This window comes from Rhizobium sp. NXC14, assembly GCF_002117485.1.
In the GTDB taxonomy this organism is placed as follows: Bacteria; Pseudomonadota; Alphaproteobacteria; order Rhizobiales; family Rhizobiaceae; genus Rhizobium.
In genome coordinates this window covers 3,991,856-4,016,872 of sequence record NZ_CP021030.1, presented here as the reverse complement: position 1 = coordinate 4,016,872, position 25,017 = coordinate 3,991,856, and the positions used below count along the sequence as shown (strand labels likewise).

The window sequence follows — 25,017 nt, the reverse complement described above, 5'->3', positions numbered from 1 at the left end:
TCGCCCGAAACCGCTGACACTTTTCGGCATCATGCTCCAAAGGGAACAGAACCATGGACGCCAACACTGAAAAGCGGCCCTTCAATCTGTCGCGCTGGGCGATCGGACATCCGAGCATCGCCCGCTTCCTCTTCGGCCTGATCATCATCACCGGCATTCTCGGCCTGATGCGCATGGGCCAGCGCGAGGATCCCGAATTTACTTTCCGCGTCATGGTCGTCCAGGCGATCTGGCCAGGCGCTTCCATTCAGGAAATGGAAGATCAGGTCGTCAACAAGATCGAGCGCAAGCTGCAGGAAACCCCGCATCTTGACTGGGTCAAGTCCTATACGCGGGCGGGCAGCGCCATCATCACGCTTCAGGTCAAGGGTGATACGAATTCGAAGGACGTGGCCGATGCCTTCTACCAGGTGCGCAAGAAGGTCGGTGATATCTCCAGCGAGCTGCCGCAAGGTCTGCTCGGCCCCTATTTCAACGATGAGTTCGGCGATACCTTCATCACCCTGCATTCGATCAGCGGCGAGGGCTATACCTATCCGGAACTGAAGAAGTTCGCGATCCAGGCGCGCGACATGCTGCTGACGACACCGGGCGTCGAGAAGGCGGTCATCATCGGCGACCAGCCTGAGAAGATTTATATCGACGTCTCGTCCAAGGCGCTCGCCGAGCGCGGCCTGACGATCCTCGACCTGCAGAACGCCATCAAGGGTCAGAACAATGTCGATCCGGCGGGCTCCGTCGATACCGGCCTGCGTTCGGTACGCATCTCTGTCGAAGGCGACGTGAAGAAGGCGGCCGATATCCGTGAGCTCAGCCTTCGCGCAGGCGCCCAGGTGACGCGCCTCGGCGATATCGCCACCGTCAGTTCCGGGCTCGAAGATCCCTACCAGCGCAAGTACCGGTTCAACGGCCATGACAGCGTCCAGGTCGGCGTCGTCATGGCCAAGGGCTTCAACGTCACCGATGTCGGCAAGGATGTGGAGGCGACCTATCAGCGCTTCGAGGAATCGCTGCCTTACGGCGTCGCCGTCGATCAGATCGCCAACCAGCCCGACGTGGTAACGGATGCGATCGGCGAATTCATGCATGCGCTCGGCGAAGCCCTCATCATCGTGCTCGTCGTCTCCTTCCTGTCGATTGGCTGGCGCTCGGGCCTCGTCATCGCCATCGCCATTCCGCTGGTGCTCGCCGCCACTTTCGCGCTGATGTACGAACTCGGCATCGACCTGCAGCGCATCTCGCTCGGCGCCCTGATCATCGCGCTCGGCCTGCTGGTCGACGATGCGATGATCGTCGTCGAGATGATGGAGCGGAAGCTGGAGGAGGGACTGGTCAAGATCGAGGCGGCAAGCTTTGCCTATTCCTCAACCGCCTTCCCGATGCTGACGGGGACGCTGATCACCACGGCCGGCTTCATTCCCGTTGGTTTCGCCGCATCGACGGCCGGCGAATATGTCCGCTCGCTGTTCTACGTCGTCGGCATCGCGCTTGTTACCTCGTGGTTCGTCGCGGTCTATTTTACGCCGTGGCTCGGTTACATGATCCTCAAGCAGCGCCATCACGCCGGCGAGCATCATGATGCCTTCGACACCCGCTTTTATCGCCGGCTGCGCGGCACCGTCGGCTGGGCGGTTCGCCATCGGGTGATCGTGCTGCTGTTGACGCTCGGAACCTTCGTCACCAGCCTCTGGGCCTTCCAGTTCATTCCGCAGAATTTCTTCCCGCAATCCTCGCGGCCGGAAATCCTGGTCGATCTCTGGCTGCCCGAAGGCACCAGCATTCGGGAAGTCGAAGTGCAGGCGAAGGCGCTCGAAGCGAAGATGATGGATGATCCCGACAAGCGGTTCATCGCCACCTATATCGGCGAAGGCGCACCGCGTTTCTTCCTGCCGCTCGACCAGCAGCTGCGCAACCCGAACTTCGCCCAGCTGCTGGTTATGGCGAAGGACGAACCGGCGCGCGAACGGCTGATCGTCAAGCTGCGCACCATTCTTGCCGAAGACTTCCCATCGATCCGCGGCAAGGTCGACCGCCTCTTCCTCGGCCCGCCCACAGGCTGGCCGGTGCAGATGCGCATCATGGGGCCTGACCGCCAGGAGGTGCGAGCGATCGCCGATCAGGTGAAGGCGCGCTTTACGGCCAACCCGATGCTCGGCGCCATCCATGACGACTGGCTGGAGCCGGTGCCGGCGATGAAGCTGGTGATCGACCAGGACCGTGCCCGGGCGCTTGGCGTGACCTCGCAGCGCGTGCGCCAGATGCTGCAGACCGCCATGTCCGGGGCGCCGCTCGACGATTTCCGCGACGGTGAGGAGACGGTCTCGATCGTTGCCCGCGAGCCGGATTCCAGCCGCTCGCTGCTGTCGGCGGTTAATTCCGTCTACGTGCCGACGGATTTCGGCGGCTTCGTTCCGGTCTCGCAGGTCGCCAAGGTCGTGCCCGTCATGGAGCAGGGCATCGAATGGCGGCGCGACCGGCTGCCGACGATCACCGTGCGCGCGACGCTGCCGGACGGCGTGCAGCCGAATGACGTCGTCATGAAGATGTATGCCGACATGAAGGACCTGCGCGACAGCCTGCCGGCCGGCTACAACGTCGAGATCCAGGGCGGTGCCGAGGATGCGGCGGAAAGCCAGATGTCGATTGCCGCCAAGGCGCCAATCATGCTCGCCGTCATCATCGTGCTGCTGATGGTGCAGCTGCAGCATTTCGGCAAGGCGATGCTGGTGCTTGCCACCGGCCCGCTCGGCATCATCGGGGCCGCGGCCGCCTTGCTGATCAGCGGCGCGCCCTTCGGCTTTGTGGCGATCCTCGGTGTCATCGCGCTGCTCGGCATTATCATGCGCAATTCGATCATTCTGGTCGATCAGATCGATCAGGACATCAAGGCTGGTATGCACCGGCAGGAGGCGATCGTCGGTGCGGCCGTGCGGCGTTTCCGGCCGATCATGCTGACGGCGCTGACCGCCGTGCTGGCGTTGATCCCGATCTCGCGCGGCGTCTTCTGGGGTCCGCTCGCCTTCGCCATGATGGGCGGCATCTTGGTTGCGACAGTGCTCACCATTCTGGTTCTGCCCGCCGGTTACGCCCTTTTCTTCGGCCGGGAGCCGAAGGCAAAGGACGAGCCAGGCCGGGATGCCGACGCCATCCAGGAAGAGGCGGATGACAGACATCCGCCGGCGTTGGCAGCCGAGTGAGGACGGCGCGGCGAAAGCCGCGCCGTTTTCCTTGCAGGCCGCAATCTCACGGTTCTCATCACTGCCGGGTTCGCCTCGACTCGCGTCGATTCCCTTGCCGCCTCGAAAAAGCTAAGCTTTTGAAAGCATGCCGGGGCACAAGCCGTCATCCCGGCCGTCCATTGACAGGGGAGGCGCGACCATGGCCGATTATCGTCTGGAAACAAGCTGGCATCCGGTCGAAGGCAGTTTCGGGCGCTTGATCTTCACGCTCTTCAATCTCTCGGCCGAGCCGCTTTCCGGTTTCTCGCTCGCCTATACGTCGGAGACACGGGTTGCCGAAAAACACGTCTGCAATGGCGGCAGCCTGAAGCGACAAGTCGCGCACCTCCATGAATTCCGGCCGCCCGACAAGCTGAGAGTGCCGCCGGGCGGCCACTGGCGGTTCACCGTCGAGGGACTGACCCGAGAGCCGAAACATGTGACATCGGGGGTCAAATCGGCCTATCTGACACTTGGCGACGGGCGCCATATTGCTGTCGCCTTCGGCGATCTGATTCTCGAAGACCGCGATGGCGGAATTGCGCCGCCGCTTCTGCCGCCGGGCCGGGTAGAGGAGCCTTATTCGCTGCTGCCCTGGCCGCTGGCGCTCGCGTTGAAGGCGGGAGAACTGCCGCTCGTCCTTTATCCGGCCGAGAGGACACGGCCCGAGGCGGTCAAGGCGTTGTCTCTGGTTCTTTCGCTTTACCAGCGGCTTTATCCGGCCGAAAATGTGCCGTTCTCGCTCTGCGCCGTAAAGGGCGGGCGGGCTATTCGTTTCGTTACTGAGTCATCGATCGCTGCGTTCGCCTATGAAATACGATTTACCGCGCATGAGGTCGTGCTCTCCAGCGCGGATGCGGCGGGTCGGCACTATGGCCTGATCAGTCTGGCGCAACTCATGCACGGCGCCCGGACCGATCGGGAGAGCTTCAGATTTCCCAACTTCGGCACGATCGCCGACCAGCCTCGTTATGACTGGCGCGGCTGCCATCTCGATGTGGCGAGGCAGTTCTATCCGGTGGCTGACATCATGCGGCTGATCGACATCCTTGCCTGGAACAAGCTCAACATCTTCCATTGGCACCTGACCGACGACGAAGCCTGGCGGCTGGAGATCAAGGCCTATCCCCAGCTTACGGAGATCGGCGCGCGGCGCGGGCCGGACGAGGTGCTTGTGCCGCAACTTGGTGACGGGGCGGAACCGCGCTCCGGCCATTACGCGCAGGATGTCAGGCGGATCGTCGCGCATGCTGCGTCGCTTCATATAGAAGTAGTGCCGGAAATCGATGTTCCCGGCCATAGCACCGCGACGCTGTTGTCACTGCCCGAGCTCGTCGACGGGCAGGAGGCGCCGGACAGCTATCGCGCCGTGCAGGGTTATCCCAATAATGCCCTAAACCCGGCGGTTGAATTCACCTATGAATTTCTCGGGAAGGTGTTCGACGAGATGGTCACGCTGTTCCCCGGTGAATATATCCATATCGGCGGCGACGAGGTCGCAAGCGGCGCCTGGCTTTCCTCGCCGCTTTGCAAGGCGCTGATGGAACGGGAGAAAATTGCCGGCACAGCGGAGCTGCAATCCTATTTCCTGAAACGGATCAAGGCCATGTTGTCGGAGCGCGGCAGGAAGCTCGCCGGCTGGAACGAAGTCTCGCATGGCGGCGGCGTCGATCGCGACGGCACTTTGCTGATGGCCTGGGAAAAGCCCGCTGTCGGAATCGAGCTGGCGCAGCAAGGTTACGATGTGGTGATGACGCCGGGCCAAGCCTATTATCTCGACATGGCGCAAGCGGAAGCCTGGTCTGAGCCCGGCGCGAGTTGGGCTGGCCATGCGCCGCCGGAGCACACCTATGCTTACGAGGCCGAGGGCGAGTTGCCGGACGCGCTGCGGGAGAAGCTGCGCGGCGTCCAGGCCTGCATCTGGACTGAAAACTTCCTCTCTCGCGCCTATTTCAACCGGCTGGTCTTCCCGCGCCTTCCGGCCGTCGCCGAAGCCGGGTGGACGCCATTGGAACGCAAAGACTGGGACCGGTTCGCAGCGATCGTGCGGATGTGGCCGGTGCTTTAAGACGTGATTGCTTCCGCCTTGAGCCCCAACAGCGCTGCGCCGATCAGGCCGGGTTCGATGCGGCATTCACTCGGCACCACCAGCGGACGGTCGAATTTGCGCAGGATGCGGGTACGCACGGCCTTGTCTAGCTCGGCAAGCAAGGGCTCGACATTGGAAAGTCCGCCGCCGACCGGAACGATGGTGGCGCCGGTGATGTTGATCGTCAGGGCGAGCGGTGATGCAACCAGGTCGACATAGACGTCGATGGTGCGTGTCGCCTTCTCCTCCCCTCGTCGCCACTGACCGATGATCTCTTCGCTTGAGAGTTTGAGATCATGCAGCGTCTTATGCAGGCGCTCCAGCCCGCGGGCGCCGCCGACAGTGTCGACACAGCCCTTCTGGCCGCAGCCGCAGGCGTAGGCAGGAATGGCGACGGGCGGATTACCGGCCGCCGAGGCGATGATCGGCCCATGACCCCATTCGCCGGCAAAGCCTCCGGCCTCATTGGCGAGCCGCCCGTCGGCGACCAGACCGCCGCCGACGCCGGTGCCGAGGATGGCACCGAAGACGATGCGGTGGCCGCGGCCGGCGCCGAGACCGGCTTCAGCCATGGCGAAACAGTCGGCGTCATTGGCGATCAGCACCGGCAAGCCGAGTTCGGCTTCGAGATCGGCCGCGAGCGTGCGGCCGTGTATGCAGGGAATGTTGGCGCAGGTCAGCCGCTGGGTATCGGGATCGACGACGCCAGCAATCGAGAGGGCAATACGGCTCGGGCGTTCGCCGGTTTCGGCGATGATATCGCACAGGGTCTCGACGAAAGCGCCAAAATCATCCTTCGGCGTCGGACGGCGGCCAAGGGAAACGATGTCTGTCTCGGAGCGGGCGATGCCGCCCTTGATGGCGGAACCGCCGATGTCGAATGAAATGATCATTGCCTGCCTGCCGTTTCTCTAGCCTTCAGCGTCTGCTCGCACTGTTGGCAGGGAATTTCAAGCCTTGATGCATCTGCCTGCCACGCGCTTGCGGCGCAAAAAAGCGGCGGTCGAATGTAAATGGCCGCAGACAGATCTTCTCATTGATTTCCTGTCCCTTAAGTCATTCAATTGGCATATTGCGCGGCCAAGATCGGGCTTGGCATTCCATCATCTAACGGTATCATGACCTTCGAAAACGCCGATCCCCACAGACGCCGAAGACCACGTCCGCCCCGCCCAAAAGGCCGCCGCCTCTCAGCTGTCCTGCGGCAGTTGGCAGGCGATCAAAGCCGGGAGTGGATTTCGATCGGCGATCTGTTCGAGACGATGGGTGACAGGGCGATCAGTGCTCTGATGTTGATCTTCGCGCTGCCGAACGCTTTTCCCACACCGCCCGGCACATCGGCCGTGCTTGGCGCGCCACTGGTTTTTCTGGCGGCCCAATTGACCTTCGGGCTAAAACCCTGGCTGCCGAAGGCGATCGCAAACCGCTCGATGCGGCGGGAGGATTTCGAGACTATCGTCGGCCGCATCCATCGCTGGCTCGCCTGGGCGGAGCGCATGCTGAAGCCGCGACTTGCCATCTTCGCCGAACCGCCGGCGGAATATTTCGCCGGCCTCGCCTGTCTGCTGCTTTCGATCGTGCTGGTTCTGCCGGTGCCGCTCGGCAATATCCTGCCGGCAATCACCATTTCGGTGTTCGCGTTCGGCATTATGGGCCGTGACGGGCTTTTCGCGCTCATTGGCTTTATCATGACGACCGTGTCGCTCTTCATTGCCGGCAGCGTGATTTACGGTCTCGCGAAGGCGTCGATTTATTTCGTCATGCAATGGTTCGCCTGAGCGGTTGCGTCAACAGGCTCGACATTTTCGGGAATTTTGTTTTGAACTGGCGTGGATAGAGACTCACATCATGCCGGCGGCGGCAAGCCGGCTCATTTTGCGCGGTAGGCAGTAGATGGCAAAAAGATCCGAGACCCCTGCACGGCTCGACGATGCAGCGCGTGCCGGCTGGCTTTATTATGTCGCCGGACGCACGCAGGATGAAATCGCCGCCACGATGGGCATTTCACGGCAATCGGCGCAGCGGCTGGTGTCGCTTGCTGTCGCCGAGCGTCTGATCAAAGTGCGGCTCGACCATCCGATCGCCGCCTGCCTCGAGCTTGCCAACCAGCTGCGGCGAAAATTCGGGCTGAAACATGTGGAAGTGGTGCCGAGCGATGCGGGTTCCTCGTCGACCACCATCGGCATCGCCGAGGCGGGTGCGGCCGAGATCGAGCGCTGGCTGAAGCGGCCGGAACCGATCGTGCTGGCGGTTGGCACCGGCCGCACGCTGAAGGCGGCGGTCGACCAGCTTCCGGCGATCGAATGTCCCAATCACCGGATCGTCTCGCTGACCGGCAATATCGCGCCGGACGGTTCGGCCGCCTATTACAACGTCATCTTCAGCATGGCGGATGCAGTCAAGGCGCGGCACTATCCGATGCCGCTGCCGGTGCTCGTCACCTCGGCTGAAGAACGGGAGCTGCTGCATGGGCAGCAACTGGTGCGCTCGACGCTCGACATGAGCGCGCAGGCAGACGTCACCTTCGTCGGCATCGGCGAGCTCGGCATCGACGGGCCGCTCTGCGTCGATGGCTTTCTTGAAAAGGACGAGATGATGGAACTGATGCGTGGAGGCGCCGTCGGTGAAATCTGCGGCTGGATCTTCGATGTCGACGGCAAACTGCTCGACAACCCGATCAACGAGCGTGTCGCCTCGGCGCCGATCCCGTCCCGCGAGGCTTCGATGGTTATCGGGCTCGCCAAAGGCAAGCGAAAATACAAGGCTATCAGAGCCGCCGTAGTCGGCCACCAAATCAATGCTCTGATCACTGACGAAGAGACCGCTGAGTTTTTGCTCAAAAGCTGAGCAAAAAATATTGCAATTAAATCAAGACAAGACCACTGCCTTCGGCATCGCAGCAACGATTGTCGATTGACTTTTTTCACGCAGTGATGAGTAATTGCTCATGAGCAAAGCGAATGCTCACATCTCGTCTTCTGGGAGGAAGATATGACATTGAGAACTTTCCTGCTGGGCGCCTGCTCAGCATTGGCGTTTGCCGGCATGGCTTCGGCCGAGACGCTGACAATTGCGACCGTCAACAACGGCGACATGATCCGGATGCAGAAGCTGACGGACGACTTCAAGGCAAAGAATCCCGGCATAGACCTTGAATGGGTCACCCTCGAAGAAAACGTGCTGCGCCAGAAGGTCACGACCGACATCGCGACCAAGGGCGGCCAGTACGACGTTCTGACGATCGGCACCTATGAAGTTCCGATCTGGGCGAAGCAGGGCTGGCTGCTGCCGCTCGACAATCTCGGCGACGCCTATGACGTCAACGACCTGCTGCCGGCCATCCGCAGTGGCATCAGCATGGACGGCAAACTCTATGCCGCGCCGTTCTATGGCGAAAGCTCCATGGTCATGTACCGCAAAGACCTTTTCGACGCCGCTGGCCTGAAGATGCCCGACGCGCCGACCTGGGACTTCATCGCGGACGCTGCGAAGAAGGTCACCAACAAGGACAAGGAAATCTACGGCATCTGCCTGCGCGGCAAAGCTGGCTGGGGCGAAAACATGGCCTTCCTGACGGCTATGTCGAACTCCTTCGGTGCGCGCTGGTTCGATGAGAAGTGGAAGCCGCAGTTCGATCAGCCCGAGTGGAAGGACACGCTGACCTTCTACGTCAACCTGATGAAGGAAGCCGGCCCTCCGGGCGCCTCCTCCAACGGCTTCAATGAAAACCTGGCGCTCTTCCAGACCGGCAAGTGCGGCATGTGGATCGACGCGACGGTTGCCGCTTCCTTCGTCTCCGATCCGAAGCAGTCGCAGGTCGCCGACAAGGTCGGCTTCGCGCTCGCTCCGGACAAGGGCCTCGGCAAGCGCGGCAACTGGCTCTGGGCCTGGAACCTCGCCATTCCGGCAGGCTCGCAGAAGGTCGAGGCCGCCGAGAAGTTTGTCGCCTGGGCAACGAGCAAGGAGTACACCAACCTGGTTGCCGAGAAGGAAGGCTGGCTGAACGCACCTCCCGGCACCCGCACCTCGCTTTATGCGAATGCGGAGTATCAGAAGGCTGCTCCCTTCGCCAAGATGACCCTCGATTCGATCAACTCGGCCGACCCGACCAAGCCGACCGTCAAGCCGGTCCCTTATGTCGGCGTCCAGTTCGTGGCAATCCCGGAATTCCAGGGCATCGGCACGGCGGTGGGCCAGCAGTTCTCGGCAGCCCTTGCCGGCCAGATTTCGGTCGATCAGGCTTTGAAGAGCGCACAGCAGCTGGCGACCCGCGAAATGACCAAAGCCGGCTACATCAAATAACCTCCTGAGGAGAGGCGGATCCTTGACAATCCGCCCCTCTGGGCCGCCGATTGCCCAAACCGCATCGGCGGCCTCTTTTCCAGATCAAGCTGCATTGCGGCCGCTCCCCGCTTCACTTCAGATCGGTGATTGCCATGGCAACAACACATACTCGCTCCGCGGCGCGCCTGATGATTGCGCCCTCCGTGCTGTTCCTCTTTGCGTGGATGATCGTCCCGCTTGCGATGACGATCTATTTCTCTCTGCTGAACTATAATCTGCTCAGCCCTGGCATGGAGAGCTTCGTCGGCCTGCTGAACTACGAATATTTCCTGTCAGATCCGGCCTTCATCGCCGCGCTGATCAATACGCTGCTGCTTGTTGCCGGCGTTCTCGTCGTCACCGTCGTCGGCGGCATCGCCTTCGCGCTGCTGCTCGACCAACCGATGTACGGCCAGGGCATCGTGCGCATCCTTGTCATCGCGCCGTTCTTCGTCATGCCGACAGTGGCAGCACTCGTCTGGAAGAACATGTTCATGAACCCGGTCAACGGCTTGTTTGCGCATCTTGCGAAAGCGCTCGGCCTGCAGCCGATCGACTGGCTGGCGAATGCGCCGCTCCTGTCCGTCATCCTCATCGTCGCCTGGCAGTGGCTGCCCTTTGCCACCCTCATCCTGTTGACGGCGCTGCAGTCGCTCGACGAGGAGCAGAAGGAGGCGGCCGAAATGGACGGCGCCGGGGCGATCTCGAAATTCATCTACATCATCCTGCCGCACATGGCGCGTGCCATCACCGTGGTGATCCTGATCCAGACGATCTTCCTGCTCTCGGTCTTCGCCGAAATCCTCGTCACCACCAATGGCGGGCCGGGCACCGACAGCACCAACCTCACCTATCTCGTCTATGCGCAGGCTCTGCTGCAGTTCGATATCGGCGGCGCTTCTGCAGGCGGCATCGTCGCGGTCGTGCTTGCCAATATTGTCGCGATCTTCCTCGTCCGCCTCGTCGGCAAGAATCTGGAGGCTTGAGATGGCCAGAAAAGTCACAACTCAGCGCAAGCTCATCGTGACGGCGGTCGCCTGGACGCTCGGCATCCTGATCTTCTTCCCGATCCTCTGGACGTTCCTGACCAGCTTCAAGTCGGAAGCCGACGCCATCGCCTCGCCGCCGCAGTTCCTGTTCTTCCACTGGACCGCGGAGAACTATGCGGAAGTGCAGAGCCGGTCGAACTATCTCAGCCACTTCATGAACTCGGTGGTCATTTCCTTCGGCTCGACGCTGATCGGCCTGATCATCGCCATTCCGGCCGCCTGGGCGATGGCGTTCGCGCCCACCAAGCGGACGAAGGACGTGCTGATGTGGATGCTCTCGACCAAGATGATGCCGCCTGTGGGCGCGCTGATCCCCATCTATCTGATGTTCCGCAATTCCGGTCTGCTCGACACGCGCATCGGGCTGGTGATCGTGCTGACGCTGATCAATCTGCCGATCATCGTCTGGATGCTCTACACCTACTTCAAGGAAATTCCCGGTGAGATCCTCGAAGCGGCCCGCATGGACGGCGCCTCGCTGATGAAGGAGATCGTCTACGTGCTGACGCCGATGGCGGTGCCGGGCATTGCCTCGACGCTGCTTCTGAACATCATCCTTGCCTGGAACGAGGCCTTCTGGACGCTCAACCTCACCGCCTCGAAGGCGGCACCGCTGACGGCCTTCATCGCCTCCTATTCCAGCCCCGAAGGCTTGTTCTATGCCAAGCTCTCGGCGGCCTCGACCATGGCGATCGCGCCGATCCTGATCCTCGGCTGGTTCAGCCAGAAGCAACTCGTCCGCGGCCTGACCTTCGGCGCAGTGAAATAAGAAAAGGGAGACAAACATGGGCAGCATTACCCTTCAGAAGGTTTCCAAGGTCTTCGGCGAAGCCAAGGTCATCCCTTCGATTGATCTCGATATCAACGACGGCGAGTTCGTCGTCTTCGTCGGTCCATCCGGCTGCGGCAAGTCCACGCTGCTCAGGCTGATCGCCGGTCTTGAGGATGTCTCCGGCGGCAAGATCGTCATCGACGGCAAGGACGCCACCGAGAAGGCGCCGTCGGAGCGCGGCCTTGCCATGGTGTTCCAGTCCTACGCGCTCTATCCGCATATGAGCGTGCGCAACAACATCGCCTTCCCGCTGAAGATGGCGGGCGTCGACAAGGCGGAAATCGACCGTAAGGTGACGGATGCGGCACGAGTGCTGAACCTCACCGACTATCTGGAGCGCAAGCCGCGCCAGCTTTCCGGCGGTCAGCGCCAGCGCGTCGCTATCGGTCGCGCCATCGTGCGCCAGCCTTCAGCCTTCCTCTTCGATGAACCGCTGTCGAATCTCGACGCGGCTCTGCGCGTCAATATGCGCCTCGAAATCAGCGAGTTGCATCAGCAGCTGAAGACGACGATGATCTATGTCACCCATGACCAGGTCGAGGCGATGACCATGGCCGACAAGATCGTCGTGCTGAACCGCGGCAATATCGAGCAGGTCGGCTCGCCGCTCGAACTCTACAGCCGCCCGCGCAATCTTTTCGTCGCCGGCTTCATCGGCTCGCCGAAGATGAATTTCATCAAGGGCCAGAACGCCGCCGAGCTCGGCGCGCACACGCTCGGCATCCGTCCCGAACACATGCTGCTGTCGATGGAGAGCGGCGATTGGAAGGGCAGGGTCGTCGTTGCCGAGCATCTCGGTTCCGACACCTTCCTGCACATAGATGTCGAGGGGATCGGGATGGTGACGGCGCGCGGCAGTGGCGATTTTGCCGCGCAAGCGGGCGATAGGGTCTATCTGACGCCGGACCGGTCACGCATTCATAAATTCAACGAGGGCGGCCTTGCCATCTGAGCAGGCGGCCGGCTGGGGGCAGGCATGCGAGCCGGGCGATGGCGCTCGGCCGTCTCGGCAAGACCTTCTAGAGGACTGAAACATGACGTGCAAATTATCGCTGGCAACGCTTTCGGACGCGGCGCGCACTGCCGCCATCCCTTCCTACGACAGGGCGTCGCTGAAAGCCGGCATCGTGCACTTCGGCGTCGGCAATTTCCACCGCGCGCATCAGGCGATCTATCTCGACGATCTCTTCAACCAGGGCGCCGATCACGACTGGGCAATTGTCGGTGCCGGCGTTCTGCCATCGGATGCCGCCATGCGCGAGAAGCTTGCGGCGCAGGATTTCTTGACGACGGTGGTGGAGCAGGACAACAACAAGACGGCGGCGCGTGTCACCGCCCCGATGATCGACATTCTGCCGGTCGGCGATCCTGCCGCCATCATCGCCAGGCTTGCCGATCCCGAGATACGCATCGTCTCGCTGACGATCACCGAGGGCGGTTATTTCATCGATGCTTCAGGCACGTTCAATCCGGCCCATCCTGCTATCGCCGCCGATGGACAAGATCCCGGTGCGCCGAAGACGGTTTTCGGTCTGATCGTCGCTGGCCTCAAGGCGCGCAAGGACAAGGGCATCGGACCTTTCACCGTGATGTCCTGCGACAACATTCCCCATAATGGCGTCGTCACCGCCAATGCCGTGATCGGCACTGCAGCACTTTCGGATGCCGCCCTTGCCGACTGGATCAGGGTTAATGTTGCCTTTCCAAACGCGATGGTCGACCGAATTACGCCGGCGACCGGCCAGCGGGAGATCGATTTCCTCAGGGACAATTTCGGCATTGAGGATAATTGGCCGGTTTATTGCGAAGAATTCAAGCAGTGGGTGCTCGAAGACAAGTTCACGGCCGGCCGCCCGGCCTTGGAAAAGGTCGGCGTCACCTTCGTTCCTGATGTTACGCCTTACGAGCATATGAAGATCCGAATCCTGAACGGCGGGCATGCCGCGATCGCCTATCCGGCGGCGCTGATGGACATTCATTTCGTGCATGATGCCATGGAAGATCCGCTGATCCGGGCGTTCCTGGCCAAGCTGGAGACAGACGAAATCATTCCGATCGTGCCGCCGGTGCCAAACACGTCGCTGACGGATTATTTCGCCCTCATCGAACATCGGCTTCTCAATCCGAAGATCGCCGATACCATCCCGCGTCTGGCGCAGGATGGCTCGAATCGCCAACCGAAATTCATCCTGCCGTCGACGCTCGACAATCTGCGCCAGGGCAGAGATGTCATCGGCCTGGCGCTGGTCTCGGCGCTTTGGTGCCGTTATTTCGCCGGCAAGACCGACAGCGGCAAGGATATCGTCTTCAACGACGCCAGCGCCGAGCGCCTGCACGCAGCGGCGCTGAAGGCAAAGGCCGATCCGTCCGCCTTCCTCGGCTTCGATGATATTTTCGGCGAGGTGGCGAAATCGGATCTTTTCCGCAAACGTTTTGCTCATGCTGTTAAAACCTTGTGGGAAAAGGGCACGCGGGAAACGCTGCAGCTCTATCTCGACGGCAAGCTCGCAGTGTAAGGGGAATGCGGATGGCGGCATCGGCTGGCGCCATCCATCCCGCCTTGCGGGCGGCGCGGGACGATCATGCGTCCGAATCGAAGTCAGGTTGGGTTTTTCATGGCTGATGCTGAACCACGGCTGGTCATTTTCGATTGCGACGGCGTGCTCGTCGACAGCGAACCGATCTCGATCAGCGTGCTCGTCAGGGCGATGAGTGATCTCGGCGTTTCGATTACCGAAGACCAGGCCTATGAGCGCTTCCTCGGACGCAGCCTGGCAACCCTCATCGATACGCTGGAAACCGAGTTCAATATTCACGCCGGCGAAGAATTCCTGGAGCGCATTCGCACTGATCTCTACGCGCGGTTTCGCACCGAGCTGAAGCCGATAGAAGGCATCGCGGCGACGATCGACGGGCTCGGCATTCCCTGTTGTGTCGCTTCATCAAGTCAGATGGAGCGAATCCGGTTGTCGCTGTCCGTCACCGGACTTCTCGACAGGCTGCCCGACATCTTCAGCGCGACGATGGTCAAGCGCGGGAAACCGGCGCCCGATCTCTTCCTCCACGCGGCAAGGCAAATGCATGTCGAGCCGGGATCCTGCCTCGTCATCGAGGACAGTCCGGCCGGCATTGCCGCCGCCAAGGCGGCGGGCATGACGGTCTTTGCCTTCACCGGCGGATCGCATGCGAATTTCGCCGGATACCGCGCCGAACTCGACCGGCTTTCGCCTGATGTCGTGTTTGACGCCATGCCGGAATTGATACACCTTGTCCGCAACCATAAGCTGGACGGGACTGCAATTTGATGCGTGATCATGTGGTTGCGGTGGATGTCGGCACCGGCAGCGCGCGCGCCGGCGTCTTCGATGCCGGCGGCCATCTGCTGGCCAAGGCTGAACATCCGATTGTCATGAACCGGCCGCGTGAAAACCACGCCGAGCACGATTCCGAAGACATCTGGTCGGCCGCCTGCACCGCGGTGCGCCGGGCGATGGAGCAATCCGGTATTGCCGCCGCCTCGGTCGGAGCAATCGGTTTCGACGCTACCTGTTCCCTCGTGGTCCGCGACGTCGAAGGCCGGCCGATCAGCGTGTCCACAACCGGCGAGCGGCGTTTCGACACCATCGTGTGGCTCGATCATCGCGCGCTGAAGGAAGCCGACTTCTGCACGGCGACGGAGCACAGGGTGCTTGATCATTCCGGCCACGTCATGTCGCCGGAAATGGAAATGCCGAAGCTGATGTGGCTGAAGAAGAAGCTGCCGGCGACGTGGGAAAGGGCGGGCTATTTCTTCGACCTTGCTGATTTCATGACCTGGAAATCAACTGGGTCGACCGCCCGTTCTCGTTGCACGCTGACGGCAAAATGGAATTATCTCGCCCATCTCGAAAAGGGATGGCAGCAGGATTTCCTGCAGCGGATCGGGCTCGATGATCTTCAGACTCGCGGCCGGCTGCCGGATGAGACTGTGCCGGTCGGCGGCAGTATAGGCCGGCTGACCGCTAATGCGGCCGAGGCGCTCGGGCTGACTACGGAGTGCCATGTCTCCGCGGGAATGATCGACGCTTATGCCGGCGCGCTTGGGGCGCTCGGCGGTTATGCCGCCGATCCCGTAACACGTGAGCGCCAGCTGGCACTGATCGCCGGCACGTCGAGCTGCGTCGTCGCCTTCTCGCGGGAGTGCAAGCCAAGCCACGGCATGTGGGGGCCTTATTATGAGGTTGTCTTCCCACAGTCCTGGCTGGTGGAAGCCGGGCAATCGGCGACCGGTGCGCTGCTCGACCATATCGTGCGCATGCATGCGGCCGGCGGTGAGCCGACAGCGGCATTGCACCAGAAGATCGTCGCGCGCATCGCCGAATTGCGGGCAGAGGAGGGCGACGCTTTCGGCGAGCGTATTTTTGTGCTGCCGGACTTTCACGGCAATCGCTCGCCGCTTGCCGATCCGCATGCCGTCGGCGTGATCAGCGGGCTGACGCTCGACACTTCCTTCGACGGGCTTTGCGCGCTCTATTGGCGGTCTGCCGTCGCGATCGCTCTCGGCATCCGCCATATCCTGGAGACGATGAAGGACTACGGCTACGTGCCCGATACGCTGCATATCGCCGGCGGACACGTGAAGAACCCGGTGCTGATGGAACTCTATAGCGACGCCACCGGCTGCAAGGTCGTGGTGCCGAAGATGAACGAGGCGGTGCTGCTCGGTACGGCGATTGCGGCATCCGTCGCCTGCGGCCTGCACGAGGATTTGGCGGCAGCCGGCGAGGCGATGTATCGGGGCGGCGTCGAACGGCTTCCCGACAAAGCGAAACAGGCGCTTTACGACCGCGATTATCGCCGTCTTCTGGCCATGCATCGGCACCGTGCCGAGCTGGAAGCGATGTTCTGAAAGCTCACATCTAGAGTCGGTCAGCTTTAAGCTGAATCGCAACGGGATTCCCTTTTTGCTTCGGTTGTGATTCAACATCATTGCTGGTGGGGAGGCCAGCAACGATGGCGCGACCTCTTTCCGTGGATTTACGCAAGCGCATTGCCGACGCACTTGCCGAGGGCATGACGGTGCGGGCGGCCGCCTTGCGCTTTGGGGTATCGGCGGCGACGGCAGTGCGGATCGGTCAGCTTGACCGATCCGGGCGTGGTTTGGCGCCGGCCAAGATGGGTGGGCATGTCAAACCCATGCTGTGTGGCGCGGCGGCCGATGAGGTTCACCGCCGCCTGGCGGCCAAAGCCGATTGGACGGTGCGGGCGCTTGCCGTCGATCTGAAGGTGGCAGGCATCCATGTCTCTCATGACACGGTTTGGCGTTTCTTGCGCCGTGAAGGCAAGACATTTAAAAAAAACGCTGATCGCCAGCGAGCAGGACAGGCCGAAGGTGGCGCGGTTCCGGAGCCGCTGGAAGACCCATCAACATCGACTTGATCCGGACCGCCTGGTGTTCGTTGACGAAACCTGGGTCAAAACCAACATGACGCGCACCCGCGGCTGGTGTCAGCGTGGGCAGCCGCTGATCGCCGGAATACCGCATGGCCATTGGAAAACGCTGACCTTCCTCGCCGGGCTGCGCCACGACCGCATCGTCGCGCCTTTCGTGCTCGATGGCCCGATCAACGGCACCGCTTTCACCGCCTGGGTCGAGCAATGCCTGGCACCAACCCTCAATCGCGGCGATATCGTCATCCTCGACAATCTCGGCAGCCACAAGGGCAAGCCGGCGCGCAACGCCATCCGCAATGCCGGCGCCCACCTGTTCTTCTTGCCGCCCTACAGCCCTGATCTCAATCCGATCGAGATGATGTTCGCCAAACTCAAGACTTTGCTGCGCAAGGCCGACGAGCGTAGCGTCGAAGCGACATGGCGGCGCGTCGGTGAAGTCCTCAAAGCATTCAGCCCGCGCGAATGCGCCGCCTATCTCAGGCATGCAGGATATGTTTCAACATAAACCTGACAGACTCTAGTGGTTCGCGGTTTCACCGAGGACGGTCGCAAATTCCAGCATGCGGCGGCGGCGCAGCGCTGCCTCCTCTCCGACTTCGAGAATGACGGATTCCGAAAGGCAATCGAGCAGCGCGATCAGCGGCGGAAGGTTGTCGAGATCGGGAGCGCGTGCCGGCGGCAAGGACAGCATGACGTTTGACTGATCTGCCATCCAGTCTGCTTGCTGAGGCGAAATCAGCACGACCTTGTAGCCGTAGCGGCGCGCGGTTCTGGCAAGCAGCCGTGCCTTGGCGAAACGGCGGCAGTCGATGATGACGAGCAAAGCGTCGTCGACGGCCTGCCGGGCGAAGAGTTCGGCAAAACGGTTGTCGGTGGCATCGAGCGTGCGGACACCATCGCGGGCCTGCGTCAGCCGCTGGGAGAAATGATTGGCAAGGCTTGCGAGCCGCGCATGCGTGGCGATCGATACTTCGCGGGCCGTGCTGATCAGGCGGACGGCTTCGGCCCAAAGCGGCTGCGCCGTCAGATGATAGATGTGATGCAGGGCCTGGATCTGCTCGGCAACCAGCACGGCAAGCGGCTTGCCCTCCGCGGCGTCCGCATGCAGTTCGCTCATGGCGCTCTGCAACTGCGCCGGCGATGTCGTCACGGTTTCGCGAATTTCCACCTTGACGCTGTCCAAACCCTGATAGCCGAGCGCGCGCAGGAAGCGCCCGACGGTCATCGGCGAGAGGTCCAGCCTGTCGGCGACAGATGCTGCCGTCTCAAACGGCAGGTCGTTCAGGTGCTCGGAGAAATATTTCGCAATTCGACGCTCGGCCGGTGTGCCGCTTTTTACGTATTGCCTGAGTTTGTGTACAAAGTCTTCCACATCAGCCTCCCCGTATTTCCTCAGAGGCGTTCCGTGGATGCGCTATCGCAATCCCTTGTCTTGGCAACTATTGTCGGAAGCTGCTTCTCAGGCCCATGCGTATTTCTGCGTCTCATAATATTATATTCGTTCTAATATTGCGACAAGTTTCTATTAAAGCCTGCAATTTTATTCTCTCTTGCCGGTGGCATTCGCCTTTCCTACATCTTCTGCGCAACCGGAGACGCTGAAGAAATGATTCTTGATGCCGCACGCCTTTCGCTCGCCAATCTGTTCGCGCCGGAGACGCGCTTGGTCTTCTGGAAGGTGCTCGGCCTGACGCTTCTCGTGCTCGTCGGCCTCTGGTTCGCACTACGCGGGGCCTTCATGGCCCTCCTCTTTCCCTGGATCACCAGCTTCTTTCCCGATATGCCGGATTGGGCGGGATGGTTTGCTCTGGTCTTCGCAATCCTTGCCGGGGTCGGCCTTGCGCTCGTGCTGGCGTTGCTGCTTTCGCCCGTCACGGCGCTTATTGCGGGCCTTTTCCTCGACGATGTCGCCGACGTTATCGAAAAACGTGACTATCCCGGCGACGCGCCGGGCGCCGCCATGCCGCTCGGCCCGGCGATGGCGAGCTCGATCAAATTCCTGGGGGTGGTGATCCTCGGCAATATCGTGGCGTTGTTGTTGCTGTTCATTCCCGGCGTCAATCTGGTCGCTTTCTTTCTGGTGAACGGCTATTTGCTCGGACGGGAATTCTTTGAATTCGCCGCCATGCGCTTCCGTTCGCCGCATGAAGCGCGGCTCTTCCGTGCCAAACATGCGCCGACGGTCTTTCTCGGCGGGCTGGTGATCGCTCTCTTTCTGGCGATCCCCGCGGTCAACCTGCTGACGCCTCTCTTTGCCGCGGGCATGATGGTGCATCTGCACAAGCTGATATCCGCAAAGGACGCCGGTTTTCGCGCCTGAGGATCAACCCGGTAAGGCTGATGTCTCGTACATTGGCGCAAATTCGGCGCTCGGCGGGATCGGCGTGATGATGTCGATCAGCACGCCGTTCGGATCGGCGGTGATGAAATGCCGCTGGCCGAAATCCTCGTCGCGGATCTCCTGCAGGATCGGGAGGTTTGTGCTGTTGCAGGCCGCGTAGACCGCATCGACATCGGCAACCTCGAAATTGAGGAGCAGTCCGGACACTTTGCCGCGAGCCGCAGCCGGGATGGTTTCGTGGCTGCCGTCGAGGATTGCGAGCGAGACATGCTCCGCCTCGGTCGATTGCAGATGAACGTACCACTCGCTCTCGAACAACGCCCCGAAGCCGAAATGCGCGCAATAGAAGCGGGCGGAACCGGCAACGTCGTCGGTCATGATGACAGGATAATAGCTCGTCGATTTCATCCTTTTCCTCCATAGATACAGACAGACTGTATGTTTTTATTCTTAACATACAGTCTGTTTGTATGTAAATGGGGGAGATGAGCCGCAGCAATCGCGAAAGAACGGAACAGACAAGAGGGGCGCTGATCGATGCCGGACGACGCCTCTTCGTCGATAAAGGGTATGCCGAAACGGCGACGCCGGAGATCGCAGCGGCGGCGGGTGTGACACGCGGAGCGCTCTATCATCATTTCGAAGACAAGAAGGCGCTCTTTCGCGCGGTTGTCGAAGTCGAGGCGCGCGCAGTCGCCGAAGCAATCGCGGCATCTTCGGCGTCCGATGATACGCCGCGCGACGCGCTGATTGCCGGCGTTTCGGCCTATTTCCACGCAATGATGGCGGAAGGCCGCACGCGGCTGCTATTGATCGACGCTCCTGCCGTTCTCGGTCTGCCGGCGAGCCAGGCGATCGATGCCGACAACGCGGAAAGGACATTGCGGACAGGACTTGCAGCCATGCTTCCGAGAGCTGGCGCTACGCTTGAGCCTCTGACATTGCTGCTATCGGCGGGCTTCGACCGCGCGGCAATTGCGATCGAGGCGGGCGCCGAACGGCGGAGTTACGAGCAAGCGATCACTGTTCTACTCGACAGCCTCGCCGATCACCTGGGGCGGTAGCTCGACCAGCGGAGCCGGCACATCCGAACTCTTCTCCGGCGATTTGCAAATATCGGCGATGACGCAGCGCTCGCATTCGGGGCGGCGTGCCTTGCAGGTGTAGCGCCCGTGCAGGATCAGCCAGTGATGGGCGTGATAGAGGTAGTGTTTCGGCACCACTTTCATCAATCGCGCTTCGACTTCATCAGGCGTCTTGCCGGGAGCAAGCCTGATGCGATTGGCGATCCGGAAGATGTGCGTATCGACGGCCATGGTGGCCTGGCCAAAGGCCATCGACAGCACGACATTGGCAGTCTTGCGGCCGACACCCGGCAGGCGCACCAGTTCCTCGCGCGTTTCCGGCACCTTGCCGGAGAAGTCGTCGACCAGCATTTGCGAGAGCGCCATGACGTTTTTCGCCTTGTTGCGATATAGGCCGATTGTCTTGATGTAATCGCGAAGCTTGTCCTCGCCGAGATCGAGCATTTTCTGCGGCGTATCGGCCACCTTGAAAAGCGCTCGCGTCGCCTTGTTGACACCGGCATCGGTGGCCTGGGCGGAGAGAGCCACCGCCACGACGAGGGTGAAAGGGTTGGTATGCTCCAGCTCGCCCCGCGGCTCGGGTCGCTGCACCGAAAAGCGACGGAAGATTTCCTCGCGCTCGGCCTGCGAATAGGCGGTTTTGACCGCCGCCGGTTTGCGGCGGGTGATCACATTCGTGCCTTGCGGCGGGGATTTGAGTTTCGGATTCGCCATGGAAACTCTATACTCAGCGGTCATGATGGAAAGCAACGCCAACAGCTCTAGCGAGCAGCCTGTTTTCGCCGCCGAGCTCTTCCCACACCGGTCCCTCGGCCGCCGGGGCTTCAAGGTGCTGCTCATTCTGTCCGGCGCCGTCTGCTTCCTCTATGGGATGTTCTTCATCGCCACCGGCGCCTGGCCGATCGGCTTCTTCTTCGGCTTGGATTTCGCGCTTCTCTACGGCGCCTTCTGGCTGAATTACCGGTCCGGGCGGGTGCGCGAACAGGTCACCGTCTCGCGCACGGACGTATCGGTGCGCAAGTTTGCCCCATCGGGGCGGATGGTGGAGCATCATTTCAACCCGTTCTGGGCGCGGTTCCTCGTTCGAAGGCATCAGGAGATTGGCATCCTCTCCATGCATATCTTCGGCGAAGGCCGGCGCACCGATATCGGCTCCTTCCTCAATCCTGACGATCGTGAAAGCTTTGCCAAGGCCTTCAAGGGCGCGCTCGCCGCAGTCAAACAGCGTATCTGAGCGTATCAGGCGAGCGCGCAAGAATCGGGTGGTTTAGCCCCGGCCTATTGATTATCTCCTTGTGACAAGGAGAAAGACCATGGATATGATCGTGAACCCGCAGACCGACATCACGCCTGACGGCCCTGATTACGATATCGTTCGTCGGGTCATCGAACTCATCACCGAGGATTACCGCGACCAGCCGTCACTGGAGGCGATCGCCGCTAGGCTCAACCAGTCGCCGACACAACTGCAGAAGACCTTCACCCGCTGGGCTGGCCTCTCGCCGAAAGGTTTCCTGCAGGCGGTGACGCTTGACCACGCCAAGCGGCTGCTGCGTAAGGAAGACATGCCTTTGCTCGAGGCATCGATCGAAGTCGGCCTCTCCGGGCCAAGCCGTCTGCACGATCTTTTTGTGACCCATGAGGCGATGTCGCCGGGCGAATGGAAGGCAAAAGGGGGCGGCCTCACCATCCGCTACGGCTTCCACATCTGCCCCTTCGGCGTGGCGTTGATCATGGTGACCGATCGCGGTCTTGCCGGCCTTGCCTTCAGCGATTCCGGCAGTGAAAGGGCTTGTCTCGAGGACATGACCTGCCGCTGGCCGAATGCCGAATACATCGAAGACCTGCAGGCGACGATGCCCTATGCCGCCCGCATCTTCCAACCCGGAAAGTGGTCTTCCGAGCAGCCGCTCCGTGTCGTGCTGATCGGCACGGATTTCCAGGTGCGTGTCTGGCAGAGCCTCATGAAGATACCGTTCGGCAAGGCGGTCACCTATTCCGACATCGCCAAGGATATCGGCCGGCCGACGGCCCAGCGCGCTGTCGGCGCGGCGGTGGGGGCGAATCCGATCTCCTTCGTGGTGCCTTGCCACCGCGCGCTCGGCAAGAACGGTGCGCTGACGGGTTATCACTGGGGCCTCACCCGCAAACGCGCGATGCTCGGTTGGGAATCGGCGCATGCGTAAAGCATGCCCAGCAAAAAGGACGGCATGAAGCGCGGCAGCCAATCTGAAAGATCACGGCGCGCTTCAGGCCTGTTCGGCGAGATCAAGCAATGCTTGCGCCGCACCTTCATCGGTGATCAGCGTGTTGCAGCCGATGCGCTTGATCGTGGCGCGGATGGCGGTGGCCCGGTGGGCGCCGCCGGAGGAAAGCACGATGTGCTTGGCCTCTTTCAGCATGTCGAGATCGACGGACATCACCCGCTGGTTGATCGAGTGATCGACCGAATTTCCGTTCCTGTCGAGGAAGTTGAACATGGTGTCGCAGACGCAGCCGGCATTGATCAGTTCTTGCAACTCGGCCTTCGATATCCAGCCTTCCGATAGCGAGGTCGAGTGCGGCCCGATATCACCGCAACTGACGATCGCGAGATCGAGGTTCTCGGCGAGGCGGTAGATCGTGTCCAACCCGCATTTGTCGATCAGATTGCGTTTGGTTTCGATGGAATCGACGAGAAGCGGCGCCAGGAACATGTAACATTCGGCGCCGAGCTGGTTGGCCAGCCGCCAGGTGTAATCGATCGGATTCGTCTGATGCACGGCAACGATGCCGCCGAGCAGCGAAACGACCTTGCAATTGGCGCGGCGCGGTGGCCGGAAGCTCGCCAGCGAGGCGGTCATGGTGCGGCCCCAGCCGACACCAATCGTATAGTCGTCGGGAATGGCTTCGGAGAGGAACTGGCCAAGCGCCAAGCCGACGTTCTTTGCCAGTGAATCGACATCGCCATGAACCGGCGCAGGCACGACGATCGCTTCGTCGAGGCCATAGGCACGCTCCAGCTTGACCGAAAGCTCGACGCAATCGCCGATCGAATCGTTGATCCAGATCTGGACTTCGCTGCGTTTCATCGACTCGTCGAGCAGGCGGATCACCGTCGTCCGGCTGATGCCGAGCTGTTCGGCGACGTCTTTCTGGGTCAGGCCCTCATTGTAATAGAGCCATGCAGCCCTCAGCCGCAGCGAGGATGCCTCGGAATAGGCGGTATGGGTGCCGCGTTTGAGCTTGACCACGTCTCCTCCCGCAGGATTTTCGCCTAAATCCCTGATGGGACGAAAGGCTGCGCCTATGCGTTTGCTGCCGGGATAATGACGGGTGTGACACTTATGTCAATCAGAATGCACAAATGTCCTTGACTTTTCCTTGCGCGAACGGCGATAGTCCTCGCGACATAAAGTCGTCCCTGTCAGTCCGAGGAGGACATAGTGCGGGCATGCCGAAAGTCACGACCGGCCTTTGCGCCGCAGGCGGTATCGCCTGCGTTCGAGCAGCCGTTTGCATGCGGCCGGAACACGTCGACTGTCCCTTACGTTTATGAATCATCCGTGACGGAAGCGCGTATATTCGCCCGCAGCATGCAAAACATCTGTCCCTAGATCATCTCTTTGCCGGGCGGAAGTCGCGCCGGTCCGCTTTGAATTCAATAAGGATCACCAACCATGACATCCAAGCTTGACCAACTCCGCGAGATTACCACCGTCGTCGCCGATACAGGCGATATTCAGGCAGTCGCCCGCCTGAAGCCGGTCGACTGCACGACCAATCCATCCATCGTCCTAAAGGCGCTCGGTACCGAAATGTTCGCAGACGACATGAAGGAAGCTATCGCCTGGGGCAAGAAGCTCGGCGGCGACGCAAATGTTGCCGCTGCAGCCGTTGCCGACCGCCTTGCCATCTCGGTCGGCGCCGCCCTGGTGAAGCTCGTTCCCGGCCGCGTTTCGACGGAAGTCGATGCCGACCTGTCCTTTGATACCGAAGCATCGCTGAACAAGGCACGCAGCATCATTGCCGCCTACAAGGAACGCGGCATCGAGAAAGACCGTATCCTCATCAAGCTCGCGTCTACCTGGGAGGGCATTCGCGCAGCGGAAATCCTGCAGAAGGAGGGCATCGACTGCAATCTGACGTTGCTCTTCTCCAAGGCGCAGGCGATCGCCTGCGCTGATGCCAAGGTTTTCCTGATTTCGCCCTTCGTCGGCCGTATCCTCGACTGGTACAAGAAGTCGACGGGCAAGGATTTCACTGCCGAGGAGGATCCGGGCGTCATCTCCGTCCGTGACATCTACAACTACTACAAGGCCAACGACATCAAGACGGTCGTCATGGGCGCGTCCTTCCGCAATACCGGCGAGATCGAAGCTCTGGCCGGTTGCGATCGCCTGACCATCGCTCCGAACCTGCTCGACGAGCTTTCAAACGACCAAGGCAAGCTCGAGCGCAAGCTGTCGCCCGAAACGGTCAGGCCGGCTGCCAAAATCGCCGTCGACGAAAAGACCTTCCGCTGGATGATGAACGAAGACGCGATGGCGACGGAAAAGCTCGCGGAAGGCATCCGCGCCTTCGCCAAGGACCTGTCGACGCTGCGCACCATGGTGCAGAAGGAACTGCAGCTCGCTGCCGCCTGATAGAGCACGCCAATGATCGAAG

Annotated in this window: 22 protein-coding genes; 17 read left to right on the top strand and 5 right to left on the bottom strand. The window is 61.2% G+C overall.

What is annotated here, in order from left to right; all coding sequences use genetic code 11:
- The first annotated feature begins 53 nt into the window (after window positions 1-53).
- Together NXC14_RS19610 and NXC14_RS19605 are read left to right on the top strand one after the other, a co-directional pair.
- On the top strand, window positions 54-3,197 hold the full coding sequence (locus NXC14_RS19610) for an efflux RND transporter permease subunit (RefSeq protein ID WP_085779558.1): 3,144 nt from the start codon (window positions 54-56) through the stop codon (window positions 3,195-3,197).
- 181 nt (window positions 3,198-3,378) lie between these two features.
- On the top strand, window positions 3,379-5,286 hold the full coding sequence (locus NXC14_RS19605; RefSeq protein WP_085779557.1) for a family 20 glycosylhydrolase: 1,908 nt from the start codon (window positions 3,379-3,381) through the stop codon (window positions 5,284-5,286).
- Here NXC14_RS19605 and NXC14_RS19600 read toward each other — a convergent pair.
- Window positions 5,283-6,200: an ROK family protein gene (locus NXC14_RS19600; protein WP_085779556.1), complete on the bottom strand. Its 918-nt coding sequence runs from the start codon at window positions 6,198-6,200 to the stop codon at window positions 5,283-5,285. The genes NXC14_RS19605 and NXC14_RS19600 overlap by 4 nt on opposite strands.
- A 306-nt stretch (window positions 6,201-6,506) precedes the next feature.
- Here NXC14_RS19600 and NXC14_RS19595 point away from each other — a divergent pair, with 306 nt between their 5' ends.
- From NXC14_RS19595 to NXC14_RS19550, 10 genes are all read left to right on the top strand, one after another.
- On the top strand, window positions 6,507-7,085 hold the full coding sequence (locus tag NXC14_RS19595) for an exopolysaccharide biosynthesis protein (RefSeq protein ID WP_198175534.1): 579 nt from the start codon (window positions 6,507-6,509) through the stop codon (window positions 7,083-7,085).
- A 115-nt stretch (window positions 7,086-7,200) separates the two neighbouring features.
- Entirely contained in the window at window positions 7,201-8,154 is a 954-nt protein-coding gene (locus NXC14_RS19590; protein WP_085779554.1) for a sugar-binding transcriptional regulator, read from the top strand.
- Window positions 8,155-8,298: 144 nt separating this feature from the next.
- Entirely contained in the window at window positions 8,299-9,609 is a 1,311-nt protein-coding gene (locus NXC14_RS19585; protein ID WP_085779553.1) for a sugar ABC transporter substrate-binding protein, read from the top strand.
- A gap of 134 nt (window positions 9,610-9,743) precedes the next feature.
- A complete protein-coding gene (locus NXC14_RS19580; RefSeq protein ID WP_085780200.1) occupies window positions 9,744-10,616 on the top strand; it encodes a sugar ABC transporter permease in 873 nt (290 codons plus the stop codon).
- 1 nt (window position 10,617) lies between these two features.
- Window positions 10,618-11,448, top strand: coding sequence for a carbohydrate ABC transporter permease (locus NXC14_RS19575; RefSeq protein WP_085779552.1), 831 nt, complete (start codon window positions 10,618-10,620; stop codon window positions 11,446-11,448).
- Between the two features lie 16 nt (window positions 11,449-11,464).
- Entirely contained in the window at window positions 11,465-12,463 is a 999-nt protein-coding gene (locus NXC14_RS19570) for an ABC transporter ATP-binding protein (protein WP_085779551.1), read from the top strand.
- Between the two features lie 82 nt (window positions 12,464-12,545).
- Window positions 12,546-14,027, top strand: a complete 1,482-nt coding sequence (locus NXC14_RS19565) for a mannitol dehydrogenase family protein (RefSeq protein ID WP_085779550.1) — start codon at window positions 12,546-12,548, stop codon at window positions 14,025-14,027.
- Between the two features lie 99 nt (window positions 14,028-14,126).
- Window positions 14,127-14,816, top strand: a complete 690-nt coding sequence (locus NXC14_RS19560; protein WP_085779549.1) for an HAD family hydrolase — start codon at window positions 14,127-14,129, stop codon at window positions 14,814-14,816.
- Entirely contained in the window at window positions 14,816-16,399 is a 1,584-nt protein-coding gene (locus NXC14_RS19555) for an FGGY-family carbohydrate kinase (RefSeq protein ID WP_085779548.1), read from the top strand. Before NXC14_RS19560 ends, NXC14_RS19555 begins: the two co-directional genes overlap by 1 nt.
- A gap of 104 nt (window positions 16,400-16,503) precedes the next feature.
- Window positions 16,504-17,449, top strand: a protein-coding gene (locus tag NXC14_RS19550; RefSeq protein WP_198175470.1) for an IS630 family transposase whose coding sequence is annotated in 2 segments (ribosomal slippage) — window positions 16,504-16,842 and window positions 16,844-17,449 — 945 coding nt in all. Because the reading frame shifts where the segments join, the coding sequence is not laid out codon by codon here.
- 12 nt (window positions 17,450-17,461) lie between these two features.
- Here NXC14_RS19550 and NXC14_RS19545 read toward each other — a convergent pair.
- Window positions 17,462-18,316, bottom strand: a complete 855-nt coding sequence (locus NXC14_RS19545) for a MurR/RpiR family transcriptional regulator (protein ID WP_085779547.1) — start codon at window positions 18,314-18,316, stop codon at window positions 17,462-17,464.
- A 234-nt stretch (window positions 18,317-18,550) separates the two neighbouring features.
- On the opposite strand from NXC14_RS19545, the gene NXC14_RS19540 reads away from it, so the two are divergent.
- Window positions 18,551-19,264: a sulfate transporter family protein gene (locus NXC14_RS19540; RefSeq protein ID WP_085779546.1), complete on the top strand. Its 714-nt coding sequence runs from the start codon at window positions 18,551-18,553 to the stop codon at window positions 19,262-19,264.
- Window positions 19,265-19,267: 3 nt separating this feature from the next.
- Here the strand turns inward: NXC14_RS19540 and NXC14_RS19535 are convergent, their stop codons facing one another.
- Window positions 19,268-19,693, bottom strand: a complete 426-nt coding sequence (locus NXC14_RS19535; RefSeq protein ID WP_085779545.1) for a VOC family protein — start codon at window positions 19,691-19,693, stop codon at window positions 19,268-19,270.
- Between the two features lie 77 nt (window positions 19,694-19,770).
- Here NXC14_RS19535 and NXC14_RS19530 point away from each other — a divergent pair, with 77 nt between their 5' ends.
- On the top strand, window positions 19,771-20,349 hold the full coding sequence (locus NXC14_RS19530) for a TetR/AcrR family transcriptional regulator (protein WP_085779544.1): 579 nt from the start codon (window positions 19,771-19,773) through the stop codon (window positions 20,347-20,349).
- Here the strand turns inward: NXC14_RS19530 and nth are convergent.
- Window positions 20,314-21,108, bottom strand: a complete 795-nt coding sequence (nth, locus tag NXC14_RS19525) for an endonuclease III (RefSeq protein ID WP_198175473.1) — start codon at window positions 21,106-21,108, stop codon at window positions 20,314-20,316. The two genes, NXC14_RS19530 and nth, sit on opposite strands and share 36 nt — an antisense overlap.
- Here nth and NXC14_RS19520 point away from each other — a divergent pair.
- Both NXC14_RS19520 and NXC14_RS19515 read left to right on the top strand, forming a co-directional pair.
- Window positions 21,107-21,604 carry a DUF2244 domain-containing protein gene (locus tag NXC14_RS19520; RefSeq protein WP_085779542.1) on the top strand — a complete coding sequence of 166 codons (498 nt, stop codon included), beginning with the start codon at window positions 21,107-21,109 and terminating at the stop codon, window positions 21,602-21,604. The two genes, nth and NXC14_RS19520, sit on opposite strands and share 2 nt — an antisense overlap.
- 79 nt (window positions 21,605-21,683) lie before the next feature.
- On the top strand, window positions 21,684-22,556 hold the full coding sequence (locus NXC14_RS19515) for a bifunctional helix-turn-helix domain-containing protein/methylated-DNA--[protein]-cysteine S-methyltransferase (RefSeq protein WP_085779541.1): 873 nt from the start codon (window positions 21,684-21,686) through the stop codon (window positions 22,554-22,556).
- 63 nt (window positions 22,557-22,619) lie between these two features.
- Here the strand turns inward: NXC14_RS19515 and NXC14_RS19510 are convergent, their stop codons facing one another.
- Window positions 22,620-23,603 carry a sugar-binding transcriptional regulator gene (locus NXC14_RS19510; protein ID WP_085779540.1) on the bottom strand — a complete coding sequence of 328 codons (984 nt, stop codon included), beginning with the start codon at window positions 23,601-23,603 and terminating at the stop codon, window positions 22,620-22,622.
- Between the two features lie 426 nt (window positions 23,604-24,029).
- Between NXC14_RS19510 and tal the strand changes: the two genes are divergently transcribed.
- Complete coding sequence (gene tal, locus NXC14_RS19505) at window positions 24,030-24,995, top strand: transaldolase (RefSeq protein ID WP_085779539.1); 966 nt, start codon at window positions 24,030-24,032, stop codon at window positions 24,993-24,995.
- Window positions 24,996-25,017 lie beyond the last annotated feature (22 nt).